Raw genomic sequence first — 24,166 nt, 5'->3', positions numbered from 1 at the left:
GTCACATTACCTTGCAGATAGTGGGCAGCCCAACCGGTTTTCAATGAGGCTGCATCGTGTTTCCACGTTTTCTGTGTTCGCTGTCCGTGTTGAGTCTGTCCATCGCCGCCGTCCACGCGGCCGACCTTGATACCCCGCGCCTGCAGGGCATCGACAACTTCCGCGATATCGCCGGTATTACCACGGCTTACTCCACGACCCATGACGGCACGATGCGCGCCGGGGTGTTTTACCGCTCCAATGCGCTGACGCCGACGGCGTCGGATCTGGCGACCCTCAACGGTCTGGGCATCAAGGCCGTTTACGACTTGCGCACCCCCAGCGAAATTGCGGCCACGCCGGACACGATGATCAGCGGGGCGACCTACCAGAACATCGACATCATCGGCGCCACCACCTCGGGCGCGAACATCACCACGGTCTCGTTCAAAAGTGCCGCCGATGCGATTGCAATGATGCAGGAGACCAACCGCGCCTTTGTCAGCGACGCCGGCATGCGCGGGCAGTTGGGCGTGCTGTTCAACGAACTGGCCGGCGTCGACGGCGCCGCACTGTTCCATTGCACCGCCGGCAAAGACCGTACCGGCTGGACCGCCGCCGTGCTGCAAAGCATCGCCGGGGTCGACAACGCCACGATCATGAGCAATTACCTGGCGACCAACGACTACACCGCTGCACGGGTGGCCAAGACCCTGGCGATGATGCCGCCGAGCATGGCCGCCGTTTACGCGCCGCTGCTGGGTGTGGAGGCCAGTTACCTGCAAGCCGGTCTGGATCAGGTGACCGCGCAATACGGCAGCATGGACAACTACCTCAAGCAGGGGCTGGGTCTGTCCCAGGAAACGATCTACGTGCTGCGCGGCAAAATGGTCGAGTACAACAGCCTGCCCGGTCAGGCCGGCATGCTCGGCAACGCTGCCGCCGGTGCGCAGCTGTTGCAGGAATTGCAGAACAGCAAGCTCTCGGGCACCTACAGCGCCTACAACTACTACCTGCAATCGGCCATCGACGCCGGCAGCCTTGGCGGCGTGGAGTCCACCGTGGGCGGTCAGGTCCATGCGGATGCCGCCAGTTACTTGTTGCGTCAGAACGCAATGATCGAGCAAGCCGCAGCGCCATTCGCCAGCGGCACCGACCTCAAGGTCGGCCAGTACCGGTTGTGGAGCACCGCGCTCGCCGGTTACCTGGGCACCGACGGTTCGGCCCATGCGCAAAGCAGCAACGAACACAGTCAGGGCCTGATGGTCGGCGTCACCCAGCGCTTCTCCGAACAACTCAGCGCTCGCGGCGGGATCGGTTACAGCAAAGGCACTGTCGGCGGGGCGGGCGGCGAGGCCGATACGGATTTCACCTTCCTCAATCTGGGTGCCCGTTATGGCTTCACCAGCCTGGAACGCGGCCTGTTTGCCGATGCCAATATCAGCGCCGGTTACGTCGACTACGACAGCAAGCGCGACCTCGGCGGCGGCCTGGGTTCGGCGAAGGGTGACACTCACGGCAATCTCAGCGGCGCCACCCTGGCGCTGGGGTATCGCTTGCCGTTGAGCACTGTGATTCTGGAGCCGAGCCTCGGCGTACGGGTCAGTCGTCTGGACTTGTCGGGCTTCCAGGAGAAGGGCAGCGAACTGGCCCTCGACGTTGACGACATCCAGCAAACCCGCCGCAGCGCCGTGGCCAATCTCGACGTCTCGTTCGCCCCGATGCCCATGGGCGCATGGCAACTGGTGCCGGGCGTGCGGGTCGGCTACGAGCGTGTGCTGGGCGATCATCAGGTCGACAGCGAAGGTCATCTGCTCGGGCTGGATATCGAACAACGCGCGGCGTTCGACAACCGCGATCAGTTCAGTGGCGGCGTCAACCTGATGGCCAGCCTTGGCGCCCTGAGCCTGGGTGCTGAAGTCGGTGCCAGCGGCGGCGGTGATAGCCACGGCTTCAACGGCGGGCTCAAGGCCAGTTACCAGTTCTGACCAACCTGAAGATGAAGAAAAAGGACTGCCTCAGCGCAGTCCTTTTCGCATTTCTGCGGGGCTCACGCCGTAGGCGTCCTGAAAGTATTGGCAGAACCGGCCGACGTTGCTGAACCCGTACTGCAGAGCCACATCGGTCACCGATGACGACTCACCTCGTTTCAGCGCATCGCAAGCACGCTCCAGTCGCACCTGCCGCTGGTACGCGACAATCGAGGTGCCGACGAACCGCCGGAAGCCTTCCTGCAAGGCCCGCAGACTGACATTCACCAGCCCCGCCAGATCCGTCCCGCTGACCAGTTGCTCGGGATGCGCCTGAATGTATTCGATGGCCTGTTTCACATGTCGAGGTGCAATCGATGCTTCGGGGCGGCGCAACGCTTCGCTGAAATTGTGCGGCCAGGCTTCCAGCACTGCGTCCACCAACATCTCCCGCAGCCGCGATGGCATCAGCGAACCGGCGTTCAACAACAGGTCGAACTCGGTGCCGGTGGCCAGGTCGATCAGCGCGCGAATGCCCTGAAACGCCGGGCTGTTGAGGTCCACCCTCGGCTCGAAATGCAGCTTGTGCACGATCGGTCGGCCCAGCAGTGACGACAGTCTTTCGGTGAGTGCTGCGCGGCTGATCGACATGCCGTGCTGGGCATGATTGTCGACGAAGCGCATCGAATGCAGATCGGCCTTGTCGATGGCCAGGCCGATATGCGGCAGACCCAGCGACTCGGTCGAATCGTTGAAGATGATCCTGCCGGCGGTGGGAATGACGAAGGTGATTTCGTCGTAGGGCTCAGGGAACGCCACGGTGAAGTCGCCCCGGTAATGCATGCGTCGGAAACTGACCCCGTCGTGCCGGCCGTAGACGCCGCCAATGATGATGTCCCTGGGCGGTGGCGGTGTATCGCCATAACGATTGCCGAACATGCGAGAGAACAAAGCACCGAAGTCGTCGCAGGACATGTCGGCGGATCTGAGAATGATGGTCTGGCGCGTCGGGCTTGAGTACACCGGGAAGGTCACCTTGGCAGTCGGGGCGAAGAGGCGCGAGGACGTTAGCAGCCCCGAATGACAGCAACATGACACAAACGGATTACGCCTTGCCGCACCGCTGCCGGGGCGCTGGCAAACGCCCTGGCAGCGATACTTGGGATCAGGCCGAAAGGTGCTCGTAGAGAATCGTCGTGCCGACGATCATCAGCACCACGCCACCGACGATTTCCGCACGCTTGCCGACCACGGAGCCCAGCACCCGACCGAGCATCACGCCAATGGTGACCATGGTCATGGTCGCCAGGCCAATGGCAGCCGCGGCCACCCAGATATTCACATCGACGAACGCCAGGCCGACACCGACGGCCAGCGCATCGATGCTGGTGGCCACGGCAGTGACGGCGAGAATGAAGAACGAGTGCTGACCGGGTTTTTCTTCTTCGGCTTCCTCATGCTTGAGGCCGTTGTAGATCATGTGCAGGCCCAGCGCGACCAGCAGGGTGAAGGCGATCCAGTGATCCCACTGCGCCACCCAGCGAGTGGCGGCCTGGCCGATCAGCCAGCCGATGATCGGGGTGATCGCTTCGATGACACCAAAGATCAGGCCGGTGCGCAGGGCTTCGGTGAGGCGGGGTTTGTGCAGGCTTGAGCCCTTGCCGATGGCGGCCGCGAAGGCATCCGTGGACATGGCGAGTGCGAGGAAGATCAGGGAAACAGGATTCACGGGCAATACTTCCAGTCGGGCTATGAGTCAACGACACAACCACACGCCCGACTTGCGGCATGGATGTGTCGTCGGTCTCACCAACCAGAAGGTGTTCGCACCACGGCATGTTGCCGAATATGTTGATACGAACGCTTCCGAGGGGCTCGGAAGCAGGTTACTCCCCAACGAGGCCCGGGATCATAGGGAGGCAAACATGAAAATTTCGTTAAATGCCCGGCGCAGGTTCTGTTGATCCCGGAGGGATTCGCAACTCGGCGCACAGCCCGCCCTGAGGTCGGTTGTACAGCTGCAAGGTGCTGCCGATCTTGCTGACGATCATCTGCACGATGGCCAGCCCGAGACCTGCACCATTGGCGTGGCCCTCGCTGTAGAAGCGTTCGAACAACCGCGCATATTGCTGCTCATCGATGCCGGGGCCGGCATCTTCGACGCTGATCGACACCGCACCGCAGGCCTGTGGTTGCACCTGAATCCGCACCTCGCTGCCGGGCGGGGCGAAATTCAGCGCATTGGTTACCAGATTTTGCAGAGCGATCGCCAACGCCACCGGATCGGTGTCGACCGGGCAGTGATGATCGCTGTCGAGGATCAGTTCGACGTCTTTTTCCAGGGCCAGCGGCGTCAGTTCGGCCAGTTCCTCGCGCACCAGCGCGGTCAGTTCGACGCGGGTGTTTTGCGGCGATGCCAGACGCGGTTCGATACGCGCCATGGTCAGCAATTGGCTGGCAATGCGCGTGGCGCGGTCTACGGCGCTGACCAGAAACTCCAGTGCTTCTTCGCGTTGTTGCGGGGTGTTGGCCAATTGCGCGTTTTGCGCATGAATCCGCAGGATCGCCAGCGGTGTGCGCAGTTCGTGGGCGGCGTCAGCGATAAAGCGTCGCTCCCGCGCGAGCAGGTTATCGATCTGTTGCAGCAAGCGATTGAGCGCGGTCTGCATGGGCTCCAGATCCTGGGGCAGGGGGCTCAGGTGCAGCGGTTTCAGGGTCTCGGTGTCGCGGCCGCGAATCGACCGGGCCATGGCCCGCAACGGCTGCAAACCCCAGCCGATGGTCAGCCAGATCAGAGTGGCCAGCAGCGGTACGCCGATCAGGCTCGGCCACAGGGTATGGCCGACGATACGGGTGATCAGGTCCTGGCGAATGTCGTCGCGTTCGCCGACCCAGATCAGCAAGTCCTGTCGCGGGTCCTTGAGCAGGAAGGCGCACCAGTCGCGCCCGTTTTCCATCAAGTCATGGGCGCCGAGGGTCGCGGGCGGCGCATCAAGTATCGGGGCTTCGGCCGAGCGCATCAGCAACTGGCCGTCGTTGCGCCAAACCTGAAAGGTCAGCCGTGTCTCGTAGGGATGCGCCGCTTCGCCATCGCCGACCCGGCTCATCGCTTCGTCGAAGGCCTGATGCAGACGCTCCCAATCGTTGTCGCCGGGTGCACGCTGGGCCAGCACGCCTTGCAGCAGGCGGGCACTTTGCGCCAGTTGGGCGTCGTAGATTTCTTCGATTTCGTGGTGGCTGTAGCGCAGCACTGCCCAACTGATCAGCACATCGCCGAGCAGCACGATCATCAGCACTGGAAGCAGAATCCGTGCGCGAATCGAGTTCATGGCTTGAGCTCCACAACGTAACCCACACCGCGCACGGTGCGGATCAGTTCGGCGGACAGTTTCTTGCGCAGATTGTGGATCAGCACTTCCAGCGTGTTGCTTTCGACCCGCTCCTGCCAGCCGTACAAGGTGCGCGACAGGCGTTCGCGAGTGACAACCTTGCCGGGGCGGGCCATCAGTTGATGCAGCAATTGATATTCCATCGGCGTGACCACTACGTTGTTGCCCTGCCAGGTGACCTGTTGGCTGATCGGGTCGAGACAGACGCCGGCGTGCTCCAGCACCGGTTGCGCACGGCCCTGACTGCGTCGCAACAGAGCGCGGATGCGCGCCTTGAGTTCATCGACATCGAACGGTTTGACCAGGTAATCGTCGGCGCCGGCGTCCAGCCCGGCGATGCGTTCGGCGGTGCCGTCGCGGGCGGTAAGGATCAGCACCGGTAAATCGTGTTGCGTGGCGCGCAGTTGTTGCAGCAGCGTCAGCCCGTCGAGCCTTGGCAGGCCGAGGTCGAGCAGCAACAGATCGAAGCTTTCGCTGCGCAACGCGTGCAGCGCATTGACGCCGTCCTGCAGCCAGTCAAGGGTGTAGCCCTCGTTGCTCAGGGCGACGCGGATGCCCTGGCCGAGGGCGTGGTCATCTTCGACCAGAAGTAGGCGCATGGCATTTTCTCTGTGGGAAATCGGGCGCGTGATCGGCGGCATCATGCCGCTCGCTTTGCTGCCGTGGCAGCCCTTGTGGCGGCGAAGATGTAACGACTCGTTGCCAACTAAGCTTTCATTAAGCTTGGTTTTGCACAGTGAGGCCTTTCCCATCCAGCGAGAGTGCTTCCATGCGCAAACTTGTGCTGTTGTCCCTGATTGTCACCAGCCCCCTGGCCGTCGCCGGCCCGCAATGCACCACGGCCGAACGTTCGCAGTGGCAGGACCAGAAGGCGTTTCAGGAACAGCTGAAATCCCAGGGCTATGAAATCAGCAAGTTCAAAGTCACCGATGGCAACTGCTACGAGATCTACGGCTTCGACAAGGACAAGCGCAAGGTCGAGATCTACCACGATCCGGTCAGCGGCAAAGCGGTGAAAACCGAGATCAAGGGCTGATGCCACGCGAGTCCCTGCGCCTCTGGGATCCGCTGGTGCGGGTGTTTCACCTGTCCATCGCCGGGGTCTTTGCCGCCAACTACTTCTTCAATGAAGCCGGTGACGACTGGCATGTCTGGCTCGGTTATTACGCCATGGGCTGGCTGCTGGTGCGTCTGGTATGGGGATTCGTCGGGCCGCGCAGTGCGCGCTGGTCGGACTTCTGGCCGACGCCGTCACGGCTCGCGGCCCATGCCCGGTCGCTGATCGCCGGGCGGCCCGAGCATCGTCTCGGGCATTCACCGATCGGCGCACTGGTGATGATCGCGATGCTGCTGGCGATGCTGACCGTCGGCCTCAGCGGCTGGGCCATGGAAGAAATCGATGCCCTCTGGGGCGCCGACTGGCCGCTGCAAGTCCACGAAACCGCCGCTGACGCCTTGCTGGCGCTGGTCATCGTGCACATCGCGGCGGCGCTGTTTGAAAGTTTTCAAGTGCGCGACAACCTGCCGTTGTCGATGCTCACCGGGCGCCGGCGTCGCTTGCCGGACGATCCGGGCCCGTGACAGGGATGTCCTTTCGATGGTTTGCCGTCTCGTAACTGCCATGAGCTGCCTATGCGTGCCTTGTCCTTTCGCTTGAGATTCGTTGTCGCCGCGCTAGCCGTAAGCCTGATTTTTATCGCGGCGTGGCGCAGTCACCCGGAACATGTGCTGGCGCCGTTTGCGGTGGAAGCGCCTGCCAATAAGGCCTCGGCGAACGCTGCCGAGCCGTTGTACAGCAGCCGTTTTGTTTCCTCGGAACTCGATGATTTCGTGCATTCGTCGTCGGTCACCGCGTTGCCCGGCGGCGACCTGATGGCGGTGTGGTTTGCCGGCTCCCGCGAAGGCGCCGCCGATGTGCAGATCCGCACTGCGCGTTTCAACGCCAAAACCGCGGAGTGGGGCGCCGAACAGGTGCTGGCCACCCGCGAATCGACCGTCGCCGGCACCCAGCGCTACATCCGCAAACTCGGTAATCCGGTGATCGCCCTCGCGCCGGATCAGCGCTTGTGGATGTTCTACGTGTCGGTGTCCGTCGGCGGCTGGGCCACCAGTGCGATCAACGTGATGGTCTCCGATGACCTGGGGCGCAACTGGACGGCGCCGCGACAGCTGATCACCTCGCCGTTCTTCAACATCAGCACACTGGTGCGCGCCGCGCCGGTGTTCCATGCCGACGGCTCCATCGGGCTGCCGGTGTACCACGAGTTCATGGGCAAATTCGCCGAGTACCTGTACCTGAGCGCGGATGGCGACGTGATCGACAAATTCCGCATCAGCCGTGGCAAGCATTCGTTGCAACCGACCATCGTGCCGCAGGACGAACGCCGCGCCGTGGCGATGCTGCGTTATGCCGGAGAAACTCATCACAAGGTGCTGGCCAGCCGCACCGAGGACGCCGGGCAGACCTGGAGCGAACCGTATCCGCTGGAACCGGCCAACCCCAACTCTTCGCTGGCGGCGGTGGGCACGGCTGATGACGGTTTGCTGGTGGCACTCAATGACCTGCGCGACGGCCGTTTCAAGCTCAGCCTGTACGGCACCGATGCCGACCTCAACCATTGGCGCAACGTGATCGAACTCGACCAGTCCCCCGATCCCCTCGGCCAACCATTTTCGCCCGAGGCCTACAAGGCAATCATCGGTGCAGGCTTTCGCGCCTCAAGTGGCGCGCAGCGTCTGCCGCTGGAGCAACGTTTCCTGAGTAACCTCGACTACCGCGTGTGCAAGCCCGAAGGCTGTGAATTCGAGTACGAATACCCGTACTTCAGCCGTGGCAGCGATGGCCTCTATCACCTGGTTTATTCCTGGAACAACACCTTCATCAAACATGTCAGCTTCAACGATGCCTGGCTGGCGGAGCGCCTGTGATGCTGTTTCTCTGGCAAGCCCATTTGAGTTTCATCCTGCTCGGTTTTGTTCTGCTGGGTTCCTTTCAATTCACCCGACGCTGGCGCCCGTGGCTGTTGCCGGCGCTGGCGCTGGTCAGCTTCATTCCGCTGGGCGGCCTGCCGCTGGCGGCTTATGTGCGCAGCTTTACTGATGATCTGGCGATCACCACGCTGGTGTTTCTTGGCTGGGCCGCGTTGTTGCGCCTCGGTGTGGTTCAACCCTTGAAAGCGCTGACACGGGTGCAGGTTCTGGGGTTGTTCGTGGTGCTGACGGCGCTGCTGTACCCGGCGACGATGGGTCTGACCTATGTCGATCCTTACCGTTGGGGCTTCAATCCTCGGCCGATGATCGTGGTTGTCGGGCTGGCGACTTTGGCGCTGCTGTGGCTGCGTAACTCGTTGGCCGTGGCGATGCTGGCGCTGGCCACTCTGGCATTCGCGCTGCGCCTCAAACCTTCGGAAAACTATTGGGATTACCTGATCGATCCGCTGCTGGCGGGTTATTGCCTGATCGCCGGATTGGGACTTTGCATTAGGGCCGCGTGGCAATTCCTGCCATCTCAACGAACAACACAGAGGTAAACGATGGGGTGGTTGCAATCGCGCCGCCTGCGCTATGGCGTGGGCGCGACAGGTTTGGCGTTTCTGCTGTTTGCCCTGCTGCGGCTGGCGTTCTTGATCGGGTTTTCCGGGGTGGATGTCGCGCAGTTCTTTGCCGATCCGCAGTGGCTGCAAACCCTTGGCATCGGGTTTCGTTTCGACCTGAGGCTGGCGCTGTTGCTGGTGCTGCCATTGGCGGTGCTGGCGTGGCTGCCGCGCTGGAATCTGACCACGGTGCCATTACTGCGCAGCGTGGCCCGGGGTTATTTGTTGCTGGCGTTGGGACTGATCGGTCTGGTGTACATCATCGATTTCGGCCATTACGCCTACCTCGGCGTGCGGATCAACGCCACGGTGCTGCGTTATCTCGACGATGCGCAGATCTCGCAGCAGATGGTCTGGGAAACCTATCCGGTGCTGTGGATTGCGCTGGGTTGGCTCGCGGTTCTGGCGCTGTGGTTCTACGGTTTTGTGTGGCTGGAACGGCTGACGCTGGCCCGTGAACCTCAAGTGATTCGTTGCAGGTCAGTCGCCGTGGGCGCGGGGCTCGGGTTGGTGGCCGTCCTGCTGGCGCTGTTGGGCAGGGTCGACAAGCTGAATCTGGAAAACCCGGTGCCGCTGCGCTGGAGCGATGCGTTCTTTTCCGGCAATGGACAGATTGCTGCCGTGGGCCTGAATCCGGTGCTGTTCCTCTACGACACGCTCAAGGCCGGGCAGGCGCAGTTCGACGAGGCGCAGGTGCGGGCGCATTACCCGGTCATTTCCCGCTATCTGGGGGTGGATCGGCCGGATGCGCAAAGCCTAGCGTTCGAACGCCGGCAATCCGTGCAGCCCTACAACATCGCGGCCGAGCGGGCGCCGAACGTGATGTTCGTCATGCTCGAATCTCTCGGCACCAGTGCGGTGGGCGCATACGGAAATCCGTTAAATCCGACACCCAATCTTGATCGGCTGGCGAACGAGAGCTGGTTCTTCAAACACTTCTACGTCCCGGTCACCGGCACCGCGAAAACCGTGTGGGCGAGCATCACTGGCGTCCCCGACGTGACCCGGCAGGAGACCGCCACCCGCCATCCGCTGATCACTAACCAGCACACGCTGATCAATGCGTTCACCGATTACCAGAAGCTCTACATGATTGGCGGCAACGCCGGTTGGGCCAACATCAATGCGCTGATCCAGCAAAGCATCGACGGCGTGCGCTTGTACGAGGAGCGCGACTGGCGTTCGCCACGGGTCGATGTGTGGGGGATTTCCGATCTGGATCTGTTCAAGGAGGGCGATGAGATTCTGCGCGCACTGCCCAAGGACAAACCGTTCTTCGCCTACGTGCAAACCTCGGGCAATCACCGGCCGTTCACCATCCCGAAAGACAACGACGGATTCGAAGTCAGCAATCTCTCGCTGGAGCAGGTGCAAAACGCCGGCTCACGCAGCGTCGAGCAATACAACGCAGTGCGGCTGCTGGACTTCAACATCGGTCGCCTGATGGAGCTGGCCAAGGCCGGCGGCTACTACGACAACACGATTTTCGTGTTCTTCGGCGACCACAACACCCGCATCAGCCGCATCCCGCACATGCCGCCGGCGTTCGAACAACTGGGGCTGGAAAGCAACCATGTGCCGATGCTGATTCATGCGCCGGGGCTGCTGAAACCCAAGGTGATCGAAGAGGCGGTGGGGCTTGCCGATCTGTTGCCAACCGTGGCGGGAATGGCCGGCGTGGCTTTCGACAACCGAGCCATGGGCCGCGACCTGCAGCAACCGGCGCCCGAGGGCGAACGGGTGGTGCCGCTGGTGTTGCGCGAGGGGACGTTCCCGCTGATCGGCGGGGTGACCAAGGATCACTTGCTGCAAATGCAACACGACGGCAGTGGTCCGACGCTGCATGACCTTAAGTCGGCGACACCGCTGGAAAACGTCGCCGATGCGCATCCTGAGGAATTTCAACGGCTGGTCGAGTTGACCCGAGGGCTGCACGAAAGCGCACGGCTGATGCTGTATCGCAACGTGCGTTGAAACGAGCGGCGGCCCTCTCTCGAGGAAAAAGGGCCGCCACGGTTTCAGGTGTGGTTGATGTCGCGATCCTTGGTTTCCGGCATGAAGAAGATGCCGAGAATCGCCGTCATCACCGCAATCACGATCGGGTACCACAAGCCGTAATAGATGTCCCCGGTGGCCGCGACCATCGCGAACGCCACGGTCGGCAGGAACCCGCCGAACCAGCCGTTGCCGATGTGGTACGGCAGCGACATCGAGGTGTAGCGGATGCGCGCCGGGAACAGCTCGACCAGCCACGCCGCAATCGGGCCGTAAACCATGGTCACGTAGATCACCAGCACGGTCAGCAGGAGCAAAACCATCGGGTAATTGGTCTTGGCCGGATCAGCCTTTTCCGGGTAACCGGCTTCTTTCAATGCAGTGCCGAGGCTGGCGGTGAAGGCGTCGTTGCGGGTTTTGAAGTCGGCGGCTGGCATGGCAGTGCCTTCGAAACTTTCGATGACTTTATCGCCGATGCGCACCTGGGCCACAGTGCCCGGTTCCGCCACTACGTTTTCGTACGGAATCGCCCGTTTGGCCAGAATGGTTTTCGCCAGGTCGCAGGAACTGGTGAATTTGGCCTTGCCCACCGGATCGAACTGGAACGAGCACTGGTCAGGGTTGGCCACCACTTTGACCGGGTTCTTCTCCTGGGCGATGAACACGTCGGGGTTCCCGTACTGGGTCAGCGCGTGAAAGATCGGGAAGTAGGTCACCGCCGCCAGAATGCACCCGGCCATGATGATGCCCTTGCGTCCGATGCGGTCGGACAGGCTGCCGAAAATCACGAAGAACGGCGTGCCGATCAGCAGCGAACCGGCGATCAGCAGGTTGGCGGTCTGCGGGTCGATCTTCAGGGTTTGCAGCAGGAAAAACAGCGCGTAGAACTGTCCGGTGTACCAGACCACTGCTTGGCCGGCGGTGCCGCCGAGCAGGGCCATGATCACGATTTTCAGGTTGTCCCAACGGGCGAAGGATTCGGTCAGTGGCGCCTTCGAGGATTTACCCTCGGCCTTCATCTTCATGAACACCGGCGACTCGTTCAGTTGCAGCCGGATGTACACCGACACCGCCAGCAGCAGGATCGACAGCAGGAACGGAATCCGCCAGCCCCAGGCTTCGAACGCCTCGGTGCCCAGCGCCGTGCGGCAGGCCAGAATCACCAGCAGCGACAGAAACAGCCCCAGCGTCGCCGTGGTCTGAATCCACGAGGTGAAATATCCGCGTTTGCCCTTCGGCGCATGCTCGGCCACATAGGTCGCCGCGCCACCGTATTCACCGCCCAGTGCCAGACCTTGCAGCAGCCGCAGGGTAATCAGAATGATCGGCGCCGCAACCCCGATGGTCGCGTAACCCGGCAGGAATCCCACAATCGCCGTCGACACACCCATGATCACAATCGTGATCAGAAACGTGTGCTTGCGCCCGATCATGTCCCCCAACCGCCCGAACACCACCGCACCAAACGGCCGCACCGCAAAACCGGCGGCGAAGGCGAGCAGGGCGAAGATGAACGAGGTGGTCTCGTTGACCCCGGCGAAAAAGTGCTTGGCGATGATCGCGGCGAGGGAGCCGTAGAGGTAGAAGTCGTACCACTCGAACACCGTGCCGAGGGACGAGGCGAAGATGACCTTGCGTTCCTCCTTGCTGACGCTGTGGTGCGGGTGCGGCGCACTGCCGGTGGACATGCTGTCGAGTACTGCCATGGGTGTTCTCCGTCGTGCTTGTTGTTGTAGGCCGGAGCACTTCATCAACGTCGCGTACTCGGGGCCTTTGGCTGATGCTGGAGCAGGTGTTTCGTGGAGCGTGCACAGAATCACCGCCCCGCGCGGGAGGGCGGGGTTTCATTGAGCATAATTGGGATTGGGGGGATATCCAGTGGTGGCGGTGGATGGAGGCAGTGACGGAGATGGTCTGGCTGGTTCGGGGAGGGAATTAATTAAATGAGTTTGCGTCGGTGTCTTATAGTTATTCAGAATTTTTATTGTTCTAAATAAATATAAAAAACTGTTATTTCTATCAGGTGTGGTTGCGGCTATTTGTGTTGATACTTTGCTTGTGGGTGAGGCGCAGAAAATAAATCTGTCCCCTTTGATTCAGTCCCCTTTGATTCGCTTTGTTTTTTACTAGGAAGCAGGAGGTTTGGATATGCGCACGGAGTCGGCGAGTATACTTGTTAAAAACATACTTGGCTTGTTGCAGCAGGTTAAATTTGATGATCCAGCTAGGCGGAAAAAGCTTGCTATGCCTTTGCACGGGATAATGACAGGTTTTGATGAGGATTTTGCAGGTGGATTTATTGATTTTCAATTAGTTAACCAGCTGCAAGTTTTAGGTGCGGAGAGGCTGTGTTATGTAGCGTTGGATTTTGATGGGGAAATGGAGATTGGGCCGTCTTCCTCTTTACTTTAGAATGACGCTGAATAAAAAATGACAACAAAGACTCAAAAGGGGACGGATTTATTTAATGACTCAAAAGGGGACGGATTTATTTAATCGTCCCCTTTTGACATTGAGCACTTTTCTCGGGCCGTCCTCGATCTCTGAATTGAATGCGTCTTCCGATGATTTTTTCGATTTCGTCGACGAATTTCATGTTGCCAGTCAATTGGCCGCGCTGCAGCGCGCCCCTGATGAGTTGCAATTCATTGGCGGGTGTCGCCATTTCAACAAACGACTTATAGCGCTCACGCCGGGTGGCATCGTCAGGTCCTAACTCCACGAAGCAGGGATCTTTGTCCAGCCAGGTGCTTTCTGAAAAGTCGTTCAGGCGTAGCGCAAAACTCGACCAGCGATAGTCTTCTGCACACGCCACCATGTGGGCTCGCACCGGGTTTAACTCGATGTAGCGACTGCAAGCCAGCAAGTAGGTGTCGGATTGAACAACGCTGGATTTGTAGCGACTTTCCCATAGCGTGCCAGTCCGCCCCTCAACCTTGTTGCGATACCGCGTCATCCGCCCGGCGAGGGCTTTCATGAGCTGTCCAAGATTGGACGTCGCTTCTCCCGGGGCGAGAAGCAGGTGGACATGATTGGTCATCAAGCAGTAGGCATAAACTTTTATACCTAATGCTTCCTTGAGTTCTCGCAGGTCAGAGAGGTAGCGCTCAAAGTCCGCTGGCTCTGCAAAAACGACCTGTCTGTTGTGGCCGCGCTGCACGATATGGTGTGGGTAGTGTGACAGCACGATGCGTCCCGTTCTGGGCATGAGTATTCCTACGTCCTTGTTGTGACGGATGAAGTTTAGAGCGGGGCAACGCTGAAGCAGGCTGGATGTGTCAGAGAATGTATCCGGCTGAACTGAGGAGATGAACTAATGAGTCGGCGTCCAGTGTGTTTATAGCTGTTCAGAATTTAAGTTGTTCTAAATAAATATTAAAAACTGTCATTTCTATCAGGTGCGGTTGCGGATGTTTGTGTTGATGCTTTTGGTGGGTTGGGTCGAAAAATAAATCTGTCCCCTTTGAATTGTCGCGGACAGGTAAGTAAATTGACATTCAAAAGGGGGGTATTTGATCGTCCCCTTTTGAAGTTAATTGGTGGGCTTGAAAATAAATCTGTCCCCGTTGAGAATAGGGTAGATTGATTTAATCATTTTTTACGTTTGTTTTCTTTGTTTGTTATTTGTTGAGTGAGGATAAGTATGAATAAGCCTGAAATGGAAATTACAATAGAGTTGTTGCCTCTATATAAAAATCTAAACATTTTAAAAAACATGATTGTAGGTGCGTCGCAAGCGGACGTTTCGCCATTAGTCGTGTCTTCCGAGATGGGCGGTCTTGAAGGGTTTTTTTTCGAAAAATATGGCCATAAACAGAGCGGCATTAGAAAGTTGTCATCCAGCAATTAAAGCGCTATTGACAGAGGACCTTTCACCGAAAATCACGCCGCGTTGATACCAGCTTCTGCAATTTGCCATGGCGAGTGTTTGCACTCGCCATGGCTTCGGATTACTCCGTCGGAACGACTTTATCCAGAACTTGATTCACCGCCAGCTCCGCCAACATCACGACCTGCGCAATACCCTGCGCGGTCTTGCGATGAGGACCCTGGAGGAGGTCGGCGAAGTTGTTGAGCATGACGTTGGCCGAACCGAGGGTTTCGACGGCATCGACCAGCAGAGATTCGTTGTTGCTGGCCGGGTTGGCCTGGTAGAGACGGTTGGGGGAGTAGGGGGCGGCCATCATGTGGGCTGAGATCGGGCCGAGGTGGTAGTCCAGGGCGCGGTTGGCGGCTTCGTTGAATCTCTTCGAATCAGGGCATTCGTAAGGGGACGTTGGGTCGGTGATGCTGGCCGGTTCGGTGACCGGGGGATTTGGCGTTGCTTTGAACATATTCATTCTTTTCCTGTTTTGAAGCCGCCAGACCCGAGCTACTAAACAAGGGTGGAGGCAGCTGTGCGCAGGTTAGTAGACCGGGGAAAAGAAGAAAGCCGGCGTGCCCGGGGGCACCCTACGCACAGCCACCATCAAATCCAGGCATGGGAATACCTGGCTGACAGACACTTGTGCACTCTTCAAATACCAACGGGCTACTAAACCCGATCACTGCGAATCAGTGACCCGATCCAAGTTACCGGCCGACCCCAAGGCGCACAAGCCGGCGGATTCTGGCGTAGCCGTAGGCTCTGGCGCAAGGGTTTGTGGGCAATTGCGCGTAACTCCAAGTGTCTTTAAACGCTAGTTTCTAAACGTGTTTAGCGGCCACCAAAAATCTCTGAAACATCCGTCCGAAATCACCCTGAAAACCGCCATGGCTTCAAACCCGCCGCCGTGTCTGTAAACTGGCCGCCCGAAACGGCGCGCGATGGCGCCGTCCTCACTGCCAGCGAAGGACTTTCCCATGGCCAACCAAGACATCACCTACACCCCGGATCCGGATGCAGACTCGATCTCTTCGGACGTGACCGAATTCAACGGCATCCTGATGTCGACCCAGATCCCGACCCGCGCCGACGGCAGCCTGGAACTGGGCGACGTCACCGCGCAAAGCGAATGCACGTTGCAGGCGCTGAAAGTCGCACTGGAAAAGGCCGGCAGCTCGATGGACCGCGTGTTGCATCTGACCATTTACCTGACCGACATGGCTGATCGCGCTGCCTTCAACGAGGTATACAAGCGCTTCTTCGCCAAGCCATGGCCGGTGCGTGCGGCGGTGGGCGTGGCGGCGCTGGCGGTTGAAGGGATGAAAGTGGAAGTGACTGCGATGGCCGCGAAGGCCTGATTCAACCCCGTGACACTTCCCCCTGTGGGAGCGAGCCTGCTCGCGAATGCGCACTGTCATCCGATGAAAAAGGTGACTGATACGACGCCATCGCGAGCAGGCTCGCTCCCACAGGGTTACGGGGTGTTTGCGGAATTTATGTTCACTTCCCTACAAGGACAGGGCTGATCGAAAGCTGCCACCCGGCAGCACAGGCGTGCCGGCCACGCGTTTCGCGGCTACAATGCGCGCCTCGACCGTGACAGCCTGACTAAAAAAACATATGTCCTTGCCCAAACATCACCTGGAACTGCTCAGCCCCGCCCGTGACGTGGCCATCGCCCGCGAGGCCATCCTGCATGGCGCCGACGCGGTGTACATCGGCGGCCCGAGCTTCGGGGCGCGCCATAACGCGTGCAACGAGGTGAGCGAAATCGCCGAACTGGTGGAATTTGCCCGTCGCTATCACGCGCGCATCTTCACCACCATCAACACCATCCTGCACGACAACGAACTGGAGCCGGCACGCAAGCTGATCCATCAGTTGTACGACGCCGGCGTCGATGCGCTGATCGTCCAGGACCTGGGCGTGATGGAGCTGGACATTCCACCCATCGAGCTGCACGCCAGCACCCAGACCGACATCCGCACCCTTGAGCGGGCCAAGTTCCTCGATCAGGCCGGTTTCTCGCAACTGGTACTGGCCCGTGAACTGAACCTCAAGGAAATCCGCGCGATCGCCGATGAAACCGATGCCGCCATCGAGTTCTTCATCCACGGCGCGTTGTGCGTGGCGTTCTCCGGTCAGTGCAACATTTCCCACGCGCAGACCGGGCGCAGCGCCAACCGTGGCGACTGCTCCCAGGCCTGCCGTCTGCCGTACACCCTGAAAGACGAAAAGGGTGGCGTGATCGCCTATGAAAAACACCTGCTGTCGATGAAGGACAACAACCAGAGCGCCAATATCCGCGCGCTGGTCGAGGCCGGTGTGCGCTCGTTCAAGATCGAAGGTCGCTACAAGGACATGGGCTATGTGAAGAACATCACCGCCTATTACCGCCAGCGCCTCGACGACGTGCTCAACGACCGCCCGGACCTGGCCCGCGCCTCCAGCGGCCGCACCGCGCATTTCTTCATGCCGGACCCGGAAAAGACCTTCCACCGCGGCAGCACCGACTACTTCGTCAGCGAGCGCAAGATCGACATCGGCGCGTTCGATTCGCCGACCTTCACCGGTCTGGCGGTGGGCACGGTCGAGAAAGTCGGCAAGCGTGACATGCAAGTCATCACCCATGAGCCGCTGTCCAACGGCGACGGCCTCAACGTGCTGGTCAAGCGCGAAGTGGTGGGTTTCCGCGCCAACATCGCCGAAGCCAAGGGCGAGTTCGAGGAAGAAGGCGAGAAGCGCTACCGCTACCGCGTCGAGCCGAACGAAATGCCGGAAGGCCTGTACAAGCTGCGCCCGAACCATCCGCTGAACCGCAACCTCGACCACAACTGGCAGCAGGCCTTGCTCAAGACCTCCGCCGAGCGTCGTATCGGCGTGAGCTGGCTGGCGAAACTGCGTGAAGAGCGACTGGAACTGACCGTGACCAGCGAAGAGGGCATCAGCGCCAGCGTTGCGCTGGAAGGCCCGTTCGGCGTCGCCAACAAACCGGAACAGGCGCTGGAGACCTTGCACGATCTGCTCGGCCAGCTCGGCACCACCGAGTATCACGCGACCTCCATCAAGCTGGATGCACCGCAAGCGTTCTTCATCCCGAACTCGCAGCTCAAGTCGTTGCGCCGTGAAGTGATCGAAGCGCTGACCGCCGCCCGCGTTGCCGCCCACCCGCGCGGCTCGCGCAAGGCCGAGACCACGCCACCGCCGGTGTACCCGGAGGCGCATCTGTCGTTCCTGGCCAACGTCTACAACCAGAAGGCTCGCGACTTCTACCACCGTCACGGTGTGAAGCTGATCGACGCGGCATACGAGGCCCACGAAGAGGCGGGCGAAGTGCCGGTGATGATCACCAAGCACTGCCTGCGGTTCTCCTTCAACCTGTGCCCGAAACAGGCCAAAGGCGTGACCGGCGTGAAAACCAAAGTCGCGCCGATGCAGCTGATCCACGGCGATGAAGTGCTGACCCTGAAGTTCGACTGCAAACCGTGTGAGATGCACGTGATCGGCAAGATGAAGGGCCACATCCTGAATCTGCCGCAGCCGGGCAGTGTGGTGGGGCATATCAGCCCTGAAGACCTGATGAAGACCATTCCTCGGGCGCCGCACTGATTCAGAGGCTGCCGTGCGATAAATAAAAAAAACCGGTGATGAAAGTCACCGGTTTTTTATTGCCTGCCAGAAACTCAACTGGCTTCGTAGCGCGATCCCGTTGGCGGCGCCGCTTCGCCGCTCAACGCATCGACCATTGGCGGATGCTCCTGCGCTGCCTGACGCAGGTCCTCGGTCACCCGCAGTTCTGCACCGGTCGGCGAAAAGGTCGCCGCCGCCGCAAACGGCGCCGGGTTGGCCGGCACCGGGCGCTTGCCACGACGCCAGAAGAAGAACGTCACCATGGCCAGGTTGACCAGCGCGAAGGCCCAGAACAGGCCGGTTTCACCATGGGCGTTCATCGCCGGGGAGATCAGCAGCGGGCTCATCGCCGACCCCAGCGAGTTGATCAGCAACATGCCTTGAATCATCGGCACCAGGGTTTCGACCGGCGCACGGTCAGCCGCGTGGCTGACCGCAACCGGATACAGCGCGAACACGCCGCCGCCCAGCAGGAACAGCGCCGCTGCGAGCATCGCCGAGGACAGCGGCACCAGCACAATGACCAGCGACAGCACGGTGCACGCGGCACACAGCACAGTCAGCACTTGCAGGCGATCCTTGCGGTCGGACCAGCGCCCGACCGGGTATTGCAGCAGCATTGCGCCGAGGATCGTCCAGGCCATCATGCTGCCGACTTCGCCGACGTTCAGGCCGATGCGTTGCAGGTACAGCGGCAGCAGGGTGTAGATCGCCGCGATGGTGACGCCGGAGCCGAAGCAGCCGACCAGACCGGTGGGCGACACGCCGAGCAAGGCCCGTGGCTTGAGCGGTTCGACCTGTTCCAGCAACGGCGAAACGCGCGGCAGGATCACGATTGGCAGCACTGACAGGGTCGCGAGCATGCCGGCGACCATGAACGGCGCGGTATCGCCCAGCCCGGTGATTTTCCCCAAAAACGCCTGACCCAGCACGCCCGCACCGTAGAGGACGATCATGTACAGCGCGAGCAGACGGCCGCGAATCTTCGCGTCACCGGCCAGCAGCAGCCAGCTCTCGATCACCAGAAACACGCCGACCGTGGCCCAGCCGTTGATCAGGCGCAGGACGACCCAGCCCCAGGTGTCATAAAACAGCCCTTGCAGCAGGATGGTCGCGGCGATCAGCGAGGCGAAGCTGCTGTAGGCGCGGATGTGGCCGATGCGCAGGATCAGCCGGTCGTTGAAGATCGCACCCAGGGTCAGGCCGATGAAATAGGCCGAGGACACGATGCCGATCATCGTCGCCGATTCGTCGGCCGCGCCCAGGCGCAGGGTGGTCAAGGAAGACAGAAAGCCGTTGCCCAAGGCAACAATGAATAGCCCGAGCAGGGGCGCCAGCGCCATGGCCAGCAAACGCGGTGTCATAAAAACCTCAAGTGATCGAACAGCGGAACGTGCGCCTCTGCGCATGCGAGTGCCAAGCCGAAGTGTGTTGAAGACAAACGACCGCCGAACGGGCAGGACGATTGAGCCTGACGCACTTCGTGAAAGTGGCCGGCTGTTCAAACCTGAGGGTTGTCATGGCTGCGGGCAGGCGCCGTTCGGGCGACTGCAAGAGGAGGCGCGATTTTAAGCCTTGTGTGGCGTTTGCCAAGGTGCCCGGCGTGCGACGTTGGGACGCAGGCCGCAGGTACGTTCGTTCAGGTTGGGGGCAATTGCGCTCATTCCCGAGTATTTCACCGCGGCGGCGGTTAGCATGGCGCTACAACAACGAAACCGATGGACCGCACCTTGATCGAACGACGCCAATTCAGCGGTGGCATGAAGGGCAAGAACCTGCGCTACCTCAACGAGCCCACCAACGGCACCGGGCAGATGACCCGCACGGGTTTTGTGCTGCTGGAGCATTTTTCCCTGCCGGCCTTCACCCAGGCGCTGGACACGATTGTCACCGCCAATCTATTGCGCCCCGGGCTGTTTTCCTCCCGCACCTTTGGTCTGAACGATGCTGAAGTGATCAGCGATCTGGGCCTGGTCATTCGCCCGGATGCGCGGCTTGATGCAGAGGCGTTGCAGGAGCTGGATCTGCTGGTGATCTGCGGCGGCTATCGCACGGAATTGAAGGCGAGCGACGAGTTCATCAACCTGCTGAAAATGGCCGCCGAGGCTGGCGTGATCCTGGCCGGGTTGTGGAACGGCGCGTGGTTCCTGGGCCGGGCAGGGGTGCTGGAAGGTTATCGCTGTGCGATTCACCCGGAGCATCGGCCGGCACTGGCGGAAATCTCCAAGGCCACACAGGTCAGCAGCGAACCCTACGTGATCGACCGCGACCGGCTGACCGCGTCCAGTCCGTCCGGCGCCTTCCACATGGCGCTGGACTGGATTAAGAGCCTGCACGACAAGGCGCTGGTCGAAGGCATCGAAGACATTCTGGCGTTCGAGGAATCGCGTTACCGGCGGATCAAACCCACCGAGAACATCAGCGTCAGCGCGCCGTTGCGTGAAGTGGTGAAGCTGATGGATGCCAATCTGGAAGAACCGCTGGAGCTGGAACAACTGGCGGTGTATGCCGGTCGCTCCCGTCGTCAGCTGGAGCGGCTGTTCAAGGAGCAACTGGGCACCACGCCACAGCGTTATTACATGGAGTTGCGCATCACCGAAGCTCGGCGCCTGCTGCAGCACACCGAGCTGTCCCAGGTGGACGTGCTGGTGGCTTGCGGGTTCGTGTCGCCGAGCCATTTCAGCAAGTGCTACAGCGCCTATTTCGGTTATCGACCGTCCAAAGAAAAACGGCTCGTCAAATGACGAGCCGTTTTCAGGTACATCTTCAGAGGTGATCGGCGTCGATGATTGCTTTGGCGAAGGTCTGAGGACTTTCCTGCGGCAGGTTGTGGCCGATGCCGCCGTTGATCAGGCGGAACTCGTACTTGCCGGTGAAGCGTTTGGCGTAGTCCTCGGGCGCCGGGTGTGGCGCGCCGTTGGCATCGCCTTCGAGGGTGATGGTCGGCACGCTGATCGACGGTGCGGTGGCGAGTTTCTGTTCCAGCGCTTCGTACTGGCTTTCACCCTGCACCAGGCCCAGACGCCAGCGGTAGTTGAACACAGTGATAGCGACGTGATCCGGGTTTTCCAGGGCCTTGGCGCTGCGGTCGAACGTGGCGTCGTCGAGCGCCCATTTCGGTGACGCGGTCTGCCAGATCAACTTGGCGAAATCGTGGGTGTTCTTGGCGTAACCGGCAGCACCGCGGTCGGTAGCGAAGTAGAACTGATACCACCATTGCAACTCGGCCTTGGGCGGCAGCGGGTTCTTGCCGGCCGCTTGATTGCCGATCAAATAACCGCTGACCGATACCAGCGCCTTCACCCGCTCAGGCCACAGCGCCGAGACGATGTCCGCCGAGCGCGCGCCCCAGTCGTAGCCGCCGAGCACGGCTTGTTTGATTTTCAACGCGTCCATGAAATCGATCACGTCACTGGCCAGCGCCGCCGGCTGCCCGTTACGCACGGTCTTGTCGGAAAGGAAGTGCGTATCGCCATAACCCCGGGCGTACGGCATCAACACTCGATAACCCTTGGCCGCCAGAATGGGGGCGACTTCGTCGTAGCTGTGAATGTCATACGGCCAGCCGTGCAGCAGAATCACTACCGGGCCATTGGCCGGGCCGGTTTCGGCGTAGGCCACGTCCAGCACGCCGGCCTTCACATGCTTCAGCGCGCCGAAGGGCAGGTCGGCTTTCACACTGGCGGCTTCAACCTTGACTGGTTCCGGCGCCGCCGATTGTGCGTTGGCGAACGCGCCGAATTGCATCAGGGCGGTGGCAAGAATCGACAGGCCCAGCAGGCGGCGACGGGTGTTGCCGTTAGCGGTGGTGTGCAGTGCAGGTTTCATGGTCAGGCTCCTTTGCAATCGACGGGGATGGGGTTCTGGGTGAACCCTTCTGAACTGGAGTCCAGTAAAGCCTGTCGATGTATCCGCGCTGTTTCGGTATTGGTCCGAAGATGCCGGAGTGTGTATCCACAAGCGGTTCGTACACACTGCGATACAAACCCGTTGCAATCAGTAGCTGGCTGCACAAATCTTCTAAACGTGCTGGCGTGAAGCGCGGTAATTTAGCCGTTGAACCCATTTCTCTGGAGCCCTGCGTGGACAAACGCAACTGGATCGACCTGTCCCAGGATGCCGACACCGGTATCGAGTCGATTCGTGCCCACTTCCAGGGTCATGCCTACGATCCGCACTGGCATGACAGTTTTCTGGTGGGCGTCACGGAGCAAGGGGTTCAGCAGTTCGATTGCCGCCGCGTGCGGCATTTCAGTACGCCGGGCAAGATCTTCATGCTGGAACCGGGGGAGATCCACGACGGGCATGCGCCGACCGAGGAGGGCTTCACTTACTCGATGCTCTATCTCGATCCGCATTGGCTGGAGCGCGAGTTGCTTGCCCTGTTCGAGCAGGCGCCGGACAACAGCCAGCTCGGATTCGCCGACACTCTGAGCCAGGATCCGCGCCTGGCCACCTCCATCAATCAGGCCTTTCAGGCCCTGCATCACGGCGACCTGCGCATCGTCCGGCAGAGCGCTGTCGACAACTTGCTGGGTTCTTTGACGTCCCACCTCGACTGGCGCAAGCGTCAGGCGTTCGATCCACGCTTGCCGCGCGTGGCGCAGGTGGCGCGGGACTATTTGCATGCCCATGCCTTCGAAGACATCGGGCTCGATGATCTGGCCCGGGCCTGCGGGGTTGATCGTTTTCGCCTGACCCGGGCCTTCAAGTCGGCCTTCGGGCTGGCGCCCCATGGCTACTTGATCCAGTTGCGGCTGGCTCGGGCCCGGCAGTTGCTGGCGCGAGGCGAAACGCCTGCCGACGTCGCCAGCGCGCTGGGGTTTGCCGATCAAAGCCATCTCGGCCGCTGGTTTCGCCGTGCCTATCACTTGACCCCAGCCGACTACCGCAAGCGCTGCTCGAGCCTTCCTGACTGACCCAGCGCAACCGTTATCGAGTGTCAGTTTTTCGTTACAAACCCGACAGACGGTCGATGCGAACGTTTGACGTCAAAATGATGGCCACTTAATATCGCGCCACTAATTTGATATCACTTTCGTCTCGAGGGATCGAACATGTCCTCACCCGCCCTCGGGGCGAGGTTGTGCCTGGCTTTGCTGTGCCTTTCTCCACTTAATGTTGTATCCGCTGCACCGACCCCTGGTGAAACCGACCTGATCCGCGAACGCCAGGATCGCCTGCTCGATGAGCAGCGCCGTCGCCTCGAAGAGCTCAAGGACCTGCCGGGCAAGGAAGCCAAGCCAGTTCTACCGGCGGCGCCGATCGACACCCGTTGCTTTCCGATCAAGGACATCGAACTCAAAGGCGCCGACAGCCTGTCGGACAGTGACAAGGCTCGCCTGCTCAAGCCTTACATCGGCCAGTGCCTGGGCGTGCCACAGCTCAATGAACTGCTCAAAGTCATCACCGACCACTACATCGAGAAGGGGCTGGTGACCAGCCGCGCCTACCTGCCGCAGCAGGATCTGTCTGCCGGGCACCTGAAAGTGCTGGTGGTCGAGGGCAAGCTCGAAAGCCTCAAAGGCGCCGACAACAGCAAGCTGTCGGAGCGTGAGCTGGCGATGGCGTTTCCCGGCAAGGCCGGCGAACTGGTCAATCTGCGCGAGATCGAGCAGATGGTCGATCAGCTCAATCGTTTGCCGTCGAATCAGGCCAAGATGGAGCTCTCGCCGGGCAAGAACGTCGGTGGCAGCGAGGTGCTGGTCAACAACACTGCGCAAAAGCCCTGGCGTGTCGGGTTGT

22 protein-coding genes and 1 riboswitch are annotated in these 24,166 nt (G+C 60.5%); of the genes, 13 read left to right on the top strand and 9 right to left on the bottom strand.

Annotation, left to right across the window (positions count from 1 at the left end):
• Positions 1–56 precede the first annotated feature (56 nt).
• On the top strand, positions 57–1,967 hold the full coding sequence (locus tag ACW9HX_RS14405; RefSeq protein WP_457381124.1) for a tyrosine-protein phosphatase: 1,911 nt from the start codon (positions 57–59) through the stop codon (positions 1,965–1,967).
• 30 nt (positions 1,968–1,997) lie between these two features.
• Here the strand turns inward: ACW9HX_RS14405 and ACW9HX_RS14400 are convergent, their stop codons facing one another.
• From ACW9HX_RS14400 to ACW9HX_RS14385, 4 genes are all read right to left on the bottom strand, one after another.
• Positions 1,998–2,972, bottom strand: a complete 975-nt coding sequence (locus ACW9HX_RS14400) for an AraC family transcriptional regulator (protein WP_457381123.1) — start codon at positions 2,970–2,972, stop codon at positions 1,998–2,000.
• A 142-nt stretch (positions 2,973–3,114) separates the two neighbouring features.
• Positions 3,115–3,678: a manganese efflux pump MntP gene (gene mntP, locus ACW9HX_RS14395; protein WP_457381122.1), complete on the bottom strand. Its 564-nt coding sequence runs from the start codon at positions 3,676–3,678 to the stop codon at positions 3,115–3,117.
• A gap of 7 nt (positions 3,679–3,685) precedes the next feature.
• Positions 3,686–3,856, bottom strand: a riboswitch (yybP-ykoY riboswitch).
• A 30-nt stretch (positions 3,857–3,886) separates the two neighbouring features.
• Positions 3,887–5,278, bottom strand: coding sequence for an ATP-binding protein (locus tag ACW9HX_RS14390; RefSeq protein ID WP_457381121.1), 1,392 nt, complete (start codon positions 5,276–5,278; stop codon positions 3,887–3,889).
• On the bottom strand, positions 5,275–5,937 hold the full coding sequence (locus ACW9HX_RS14385; RefSeq protein WP_457381120.1) for a response regulator: 663 nt from the start codon (positions 5,935–5,937) through the stop codon (positions 5,275–5,277). The genes ACW9HX_RS14390 and ACW9HX_RS14385 overlap by 4 nt, the downstream gene beginning before the upstream one ends.
• Before the next feature lie 170 nt (positions 5,938–6,107).
• On the opposite strand from ACW9HX_RS14385, the gene ACW9HX_RS14380 reads away from it, so the two are divergent.
• Genes ACW9HX_RS14380 through ACW9HX_RS14360 form a run of 5 tightly spaced genes read left to right on the top strand, consistent with a single transcriptional unit; the run spans position 6,108 to position 10,905 of the window.
• Positions 6,108–6,374, top strand: a complete 267-nt coding sequence (locus ACW9HX_RS14380) for a PepSY domain-containing protein (RefSeq protein ID WP_457381119.1) — start codon at positions 6,108–6,110, stop codon at positions 6,372–6,374.
• On the top strand, positions 6,374–6,919 hold the full coding sequence (locus ACW9HX_RS14375) for a cytochrome b/b6 domain-containing protein (protein WP_457381118.1): 546 nt from the start codon (positions 6,374–6,376) through the stop codon (positions 6,917–6,919). The genes ACW9HX_RS14380 and ACW9HX_RS14375 overlap by 1 nt, the downstream gene beginning before the upstream one ends.
• Before the next feature lie 51 nt (positions 6,920–6,970).
• A complete protein-coding gene (locus tag ACW9HX_RS14370; RefSeq protein WP_457381117.1) occupies positions 6,971–8,266 on the top strand; it encodes a sialidase family protein in 1,296 nt (431 codons plus the stop codon).
• Complete coding sequence (locus ACW9HX_RS14365; RefSeq protein WP_457381116.1) at positions 8,266–8,868, top strand: hypothetical protein; 603 nt, start codon at positions 8,266–8,268, stop codon at positions 8,866–8,868. The genes ACW9HX_RS14370 and ACW9HX_RS14365 overlap by 1 nt, the downstream gene beginning before the upstream one ends.
• A 3-nt stretch (positions 8,869–8,871) precedes the next feature.
• Complete coding sequence (locus ACW9HX_RS14360; protein ID WP_457381115.1) at positions 8,872–10,905, top strand: LTA synthase family protein; 2,034 nt, start codon at positions 8,872–8,874, stop codon at positions 10,903–10,905.
• A gap of 44 nt (positions 10,906–10,949) precedes the next feature.
• Here ACW9HX_RS14360 and ACW9HX_RS14355 read toward each other — a convergent pair whose 3' ends face one another.
• The gene (locus tag ACW9HX_RS14355; protein WP_457381114.1) at positions 10,950–12,632 is read right to left on the bottom strand and encodes an MFS transporter; all 1,683 of its coding nucleotides are present in this window, start codon (positions 12,630–12,632) and stop codon (positions 10,950–10,952) included.
• A 442-nt stretch (positions 12,633–13,074) separates the two neighbouring features.
• Between ACW9HX_RS14355 and ACW9HX_RS14350 the strand changes: the two genes are divergently transcribed.
• Positions 13,075–13,338 (top strand): hypothetical protein, encoded by a 264-nt coding sequence (locus ACW9HX_RS14350; protein WP_457381113.1) that lies wholly within the window; start codon positions 13,075–13,077, stop codon positions 13,336–13,338.
• A 76-nt stretch (positions 13,339–13,414) separates the two neighbouring features.
• Here the strand turns inward: ACW9HX_RS14350 and ACW9HX_RS14345 are convergent, their stop codons facing one another.
• Positions 13,415–14,134 (bottom strand): transposase, encoded by a 720-nt coding sequence (locus ACW9HX_RS14345; RefSeq protein WP_457381112.1) that lies wholly within the window; start codon positions 14,132–14,134, stop codon positions 13,415–13,417.
• Between the two features lie 435 nt (positions 14,135–14,569).
• Here ACW9HX_RS14345 and ACW9HX_RS14340 point away from each other — a divergent pair, with 435 nt between their 5' ends.
• Entirely contained in the window at positions 14,570–14,776 is a 207-nt protein-coding gene (locus tag ACW9HX_RS14340; protein WP_457381111.1) for a hypothetical protein, read from the top strand.
• 100 nt (positions 14,777–14,876) lie between these two features.
• On the opposite strand, the gene ACW9HX_RS14335 is transcribed toward ACW9HX_RS14340, so the two are convergent.
• Positions 14,877–15,260, bottom strand: a complete 384-nt coding sequence (locus ACW9HX_RS14335) for a DUF6124 family protein (RefSeq protein ID WP_273536471.1) — start codon at positions 15,258–15,260, stop codon at positions 14,877–14,879.
• A gap of 508 nt (positions 15,261–15,768) precedes the next feature.
• Between ACW9HX_RS14335 and ACW9HX_RS14330 the strand changes: the two genes are divergently transcribed.
• The gene (locus ACW9HX_RS14330; RefSeq protein ID WP_065261325.1) at positions 15,769–16,149 is read left to right on the top strand and encodes a RidA family protein; all 381 of its coding nucleotides are present in this window, start codon (positions 15,769–15,771) and stop codon (positions 16,147–16,149) included.
• 262 nt (positions 16,150–16,411) lie between these two features.
• Positions 16,412–18,400, top strand: coding sequence for a peptidase U32 family protein (locus ACW9HX_RS14325; RefSeq protein ID WP_085747454.1), 1,989 nt, complete (start codon positions 16,412–16,414; stop codon positions 18,398–18,400).
• Positions 18,401–18,474: 74 nt separating this feature from the next.
• Here ACW9HX_RS14325 and ACW9HX_RS14320 read toward each other — a convergent pair whose 3' ends face one another.
• Entirely contained in the window at positions 18,475–19,785 is a 1,311-nt protein-coding gene (locus ACW9HX_RS14320; protein ID WP_457381110.1) for an MFS transporter, read from the bottom strand.
• Between the two features lie 354 nt (positions 19,786–20,139).
• Between ACW9HX_RS14320 and ACW9HX_RS14315 the strand changes: the two genes are divergently transcribed.
• A complete protein-coding gene (locus ACW9HX_RS14315) occupies positions 20,140–21,165 on the top strand; it encodes a GlxA family transcriptional regulator (protein WP_457381109.1) in 1,026 nt (341 codons plus the stop codon).
• Between the two features lie 22 nt (positions 21,166–21,187).
• On the opposite strand, the gene ACW9HX_RS14310 is transcribed toward ACW9HX_RS14315, so the two are convergent.
• Positions 21,188–22,249: an alpha/beta fold hydrolase gene (locus ACW9HX_RS14310; RefSeq protein ID WP_457381108.1), complete on the bottom strand. Its 1,062-nt coding sequence runs from the start codon at positions 22,247–22,249 to the stop codon at positions 21,188–21,190.
• 254 nt (positions 22,250–22,503) lie between these two features.
• Here ACW9HX_RS14310 and ACW9HX_RS14305 point away from each other — a divergent pair, with 254 nt between their 5' ends.
• A complete protein-coding gene (locus ACW9HX_RS14305; RefSeq protein ID WP_457381107.1) occupies positions 22,504–23,340 on the top strand; it encodes an AraC family ligand binding domain-containing protein in 837 nt (278 codons plus the stop codon).
• A 138-nt stretch (positions 23,341–23,478) separates the two neighbouring features.
• The coding region (locus ACW9HX_RS14300) for a POTRA domain-containing protein (RefSeq protein ID WP_457381106.1) at positions 23,479–24,166 on the top strand (688 nt) is incomplete at its 3' end.

The organism is Pseudomonas sp. SDO52101_S400 (genome assembly GCF_054071635.1).
Note: the sequence above shows the minus strand (reverse complement) of the source record. Positions and strands in the feature narration are given on the sequence as shown.

Excerpts from the sequence above, each read along its gene's own strand:
- ACW9HX_RS14390 (WP_457381121.1), bottom strand. The coding sequence starts at position 5,278 with ATGAACTCGATTCGCGCACGGATTCTGCTTCCAGTGCTGATGATCGTG.
- ACW9HX_RS14385 (WP_457381120.1), bottom strand. The coding sequence starts at position 5,937 with ATGCGCCTACTTCTGGTCGAAGATGACCACGCCCTCGGCCAGGGCATC.
- ACW9HX_RS14380 (WP_457381119.1), top strand. The coding sequence starts at position 6,108 with ATGCGCAAACTTGTGCTGTTGTCCCTGATTGTCACCAGCCCCCTGGCC.
- ACW9HX_RS14375 (WP_457381118.1), top strand. The coding sequence starts at position 6,374 with ATGCCACGCGAGTCCCTGCGCCTCTGGGATCCGCTGGTGCGGGTGTTT.
- ACW9HX_RS14370 (WP_457381117.1), top strand. The coding sequence starts at position 6,971 with ATGCGTGCCTTGTCCTTTCGCTTGAGATTCGTTGTCGCCGCGCTAGCC.
- ACW9HX_RS14365 (WP_457381116.1), top strand. The coding sequence starts at position 8,266 with ATGCTGTTTCTCTGGCAAGCCCATTTGAGTTTCATCCTGCTCGGTTTT.
- ACW9HX_RS14360 (WP_457381115.1), top strand. The coding sequence starts at position 8,872 with ATGGGGTGGTTGCAATCGCGCCGCCTGCGCTATGGCGTGGGCGCGACA.
- ACW9HX_RS14355 (WP_457381114.1), bottom strand. The coding sequence starts at position 12,632 with ATGGCAGTACTCGACAGCATGTCCACCGGCAGTGCGCCGCACCCGCAC.
- ACW9HX_RS14350 (WP_457381113.1), top strand. The coding sequence starts at position 13,075 with ATGCGCACGGAGTCGGCGAGTATACTTGTTAAAAACATACTTGGCTTG.
- ACW9HX_RS14345 (WP_457381112.1), bottom strand. The coding sequence starts at position 14,134 with ATGCCCAGAACGGGACGCATCGTGCTGTCACACTACCCACACCATATC.
- ACW9HX_RS14340 (WP_457381111.1), top strand. The coding sequence starts at position 14,570 with ATGAATAAGCCTGAAATGGAAATTACAATAGAGTTGTTGCCTCTATAT.
- ACW9HX_RS14335 (WP_273536471.1), bottom strand. The coding sequence starts at position 15,260 with ATGTTCAAAGCAACGCCAAATCCCCCGGTCACCGAACCGGCCAGCATC.
- ACW9HX_RS14330 (WP_065261325.1), top strand. The coding sequence starts at position 15,769 with ATGGCCAACCAAGACATCACCTACACCCCGGATCCGGATGCAGACTCG.
- ACW9HX_RS14325 (WP_085747454.1), top strand. The coding sequence starts at position 16,412 with ATGTCCTTGCCCAAACATCACCTGGAACTGCTCAGCCCCGCCCGTGAC.
- ACW9HX_RS14320 (WP_457381110.1), bottom strand. The coding sequence starts at position 19,785 with ATGACACCGCGTTTGCTGGCCATGGCGCTGGCGCCCCTGCTCGGGCTA.
- ACW9HX_RS14315 (WP_457381109.1), top strand. The coding sequence starts at position 20,140 with ATGGACCGCACCTTGATCGAACGACGCCAATTCAGCGGTGGCATGAAG.
- ACW9HX_RS14310 (WP_457381108.1), bottom strand. The coding sequence starts at position 22,249 with ATGAAACCTGCACTGCACACCACCGCTAACGGCAACACCCGTCGCCGC.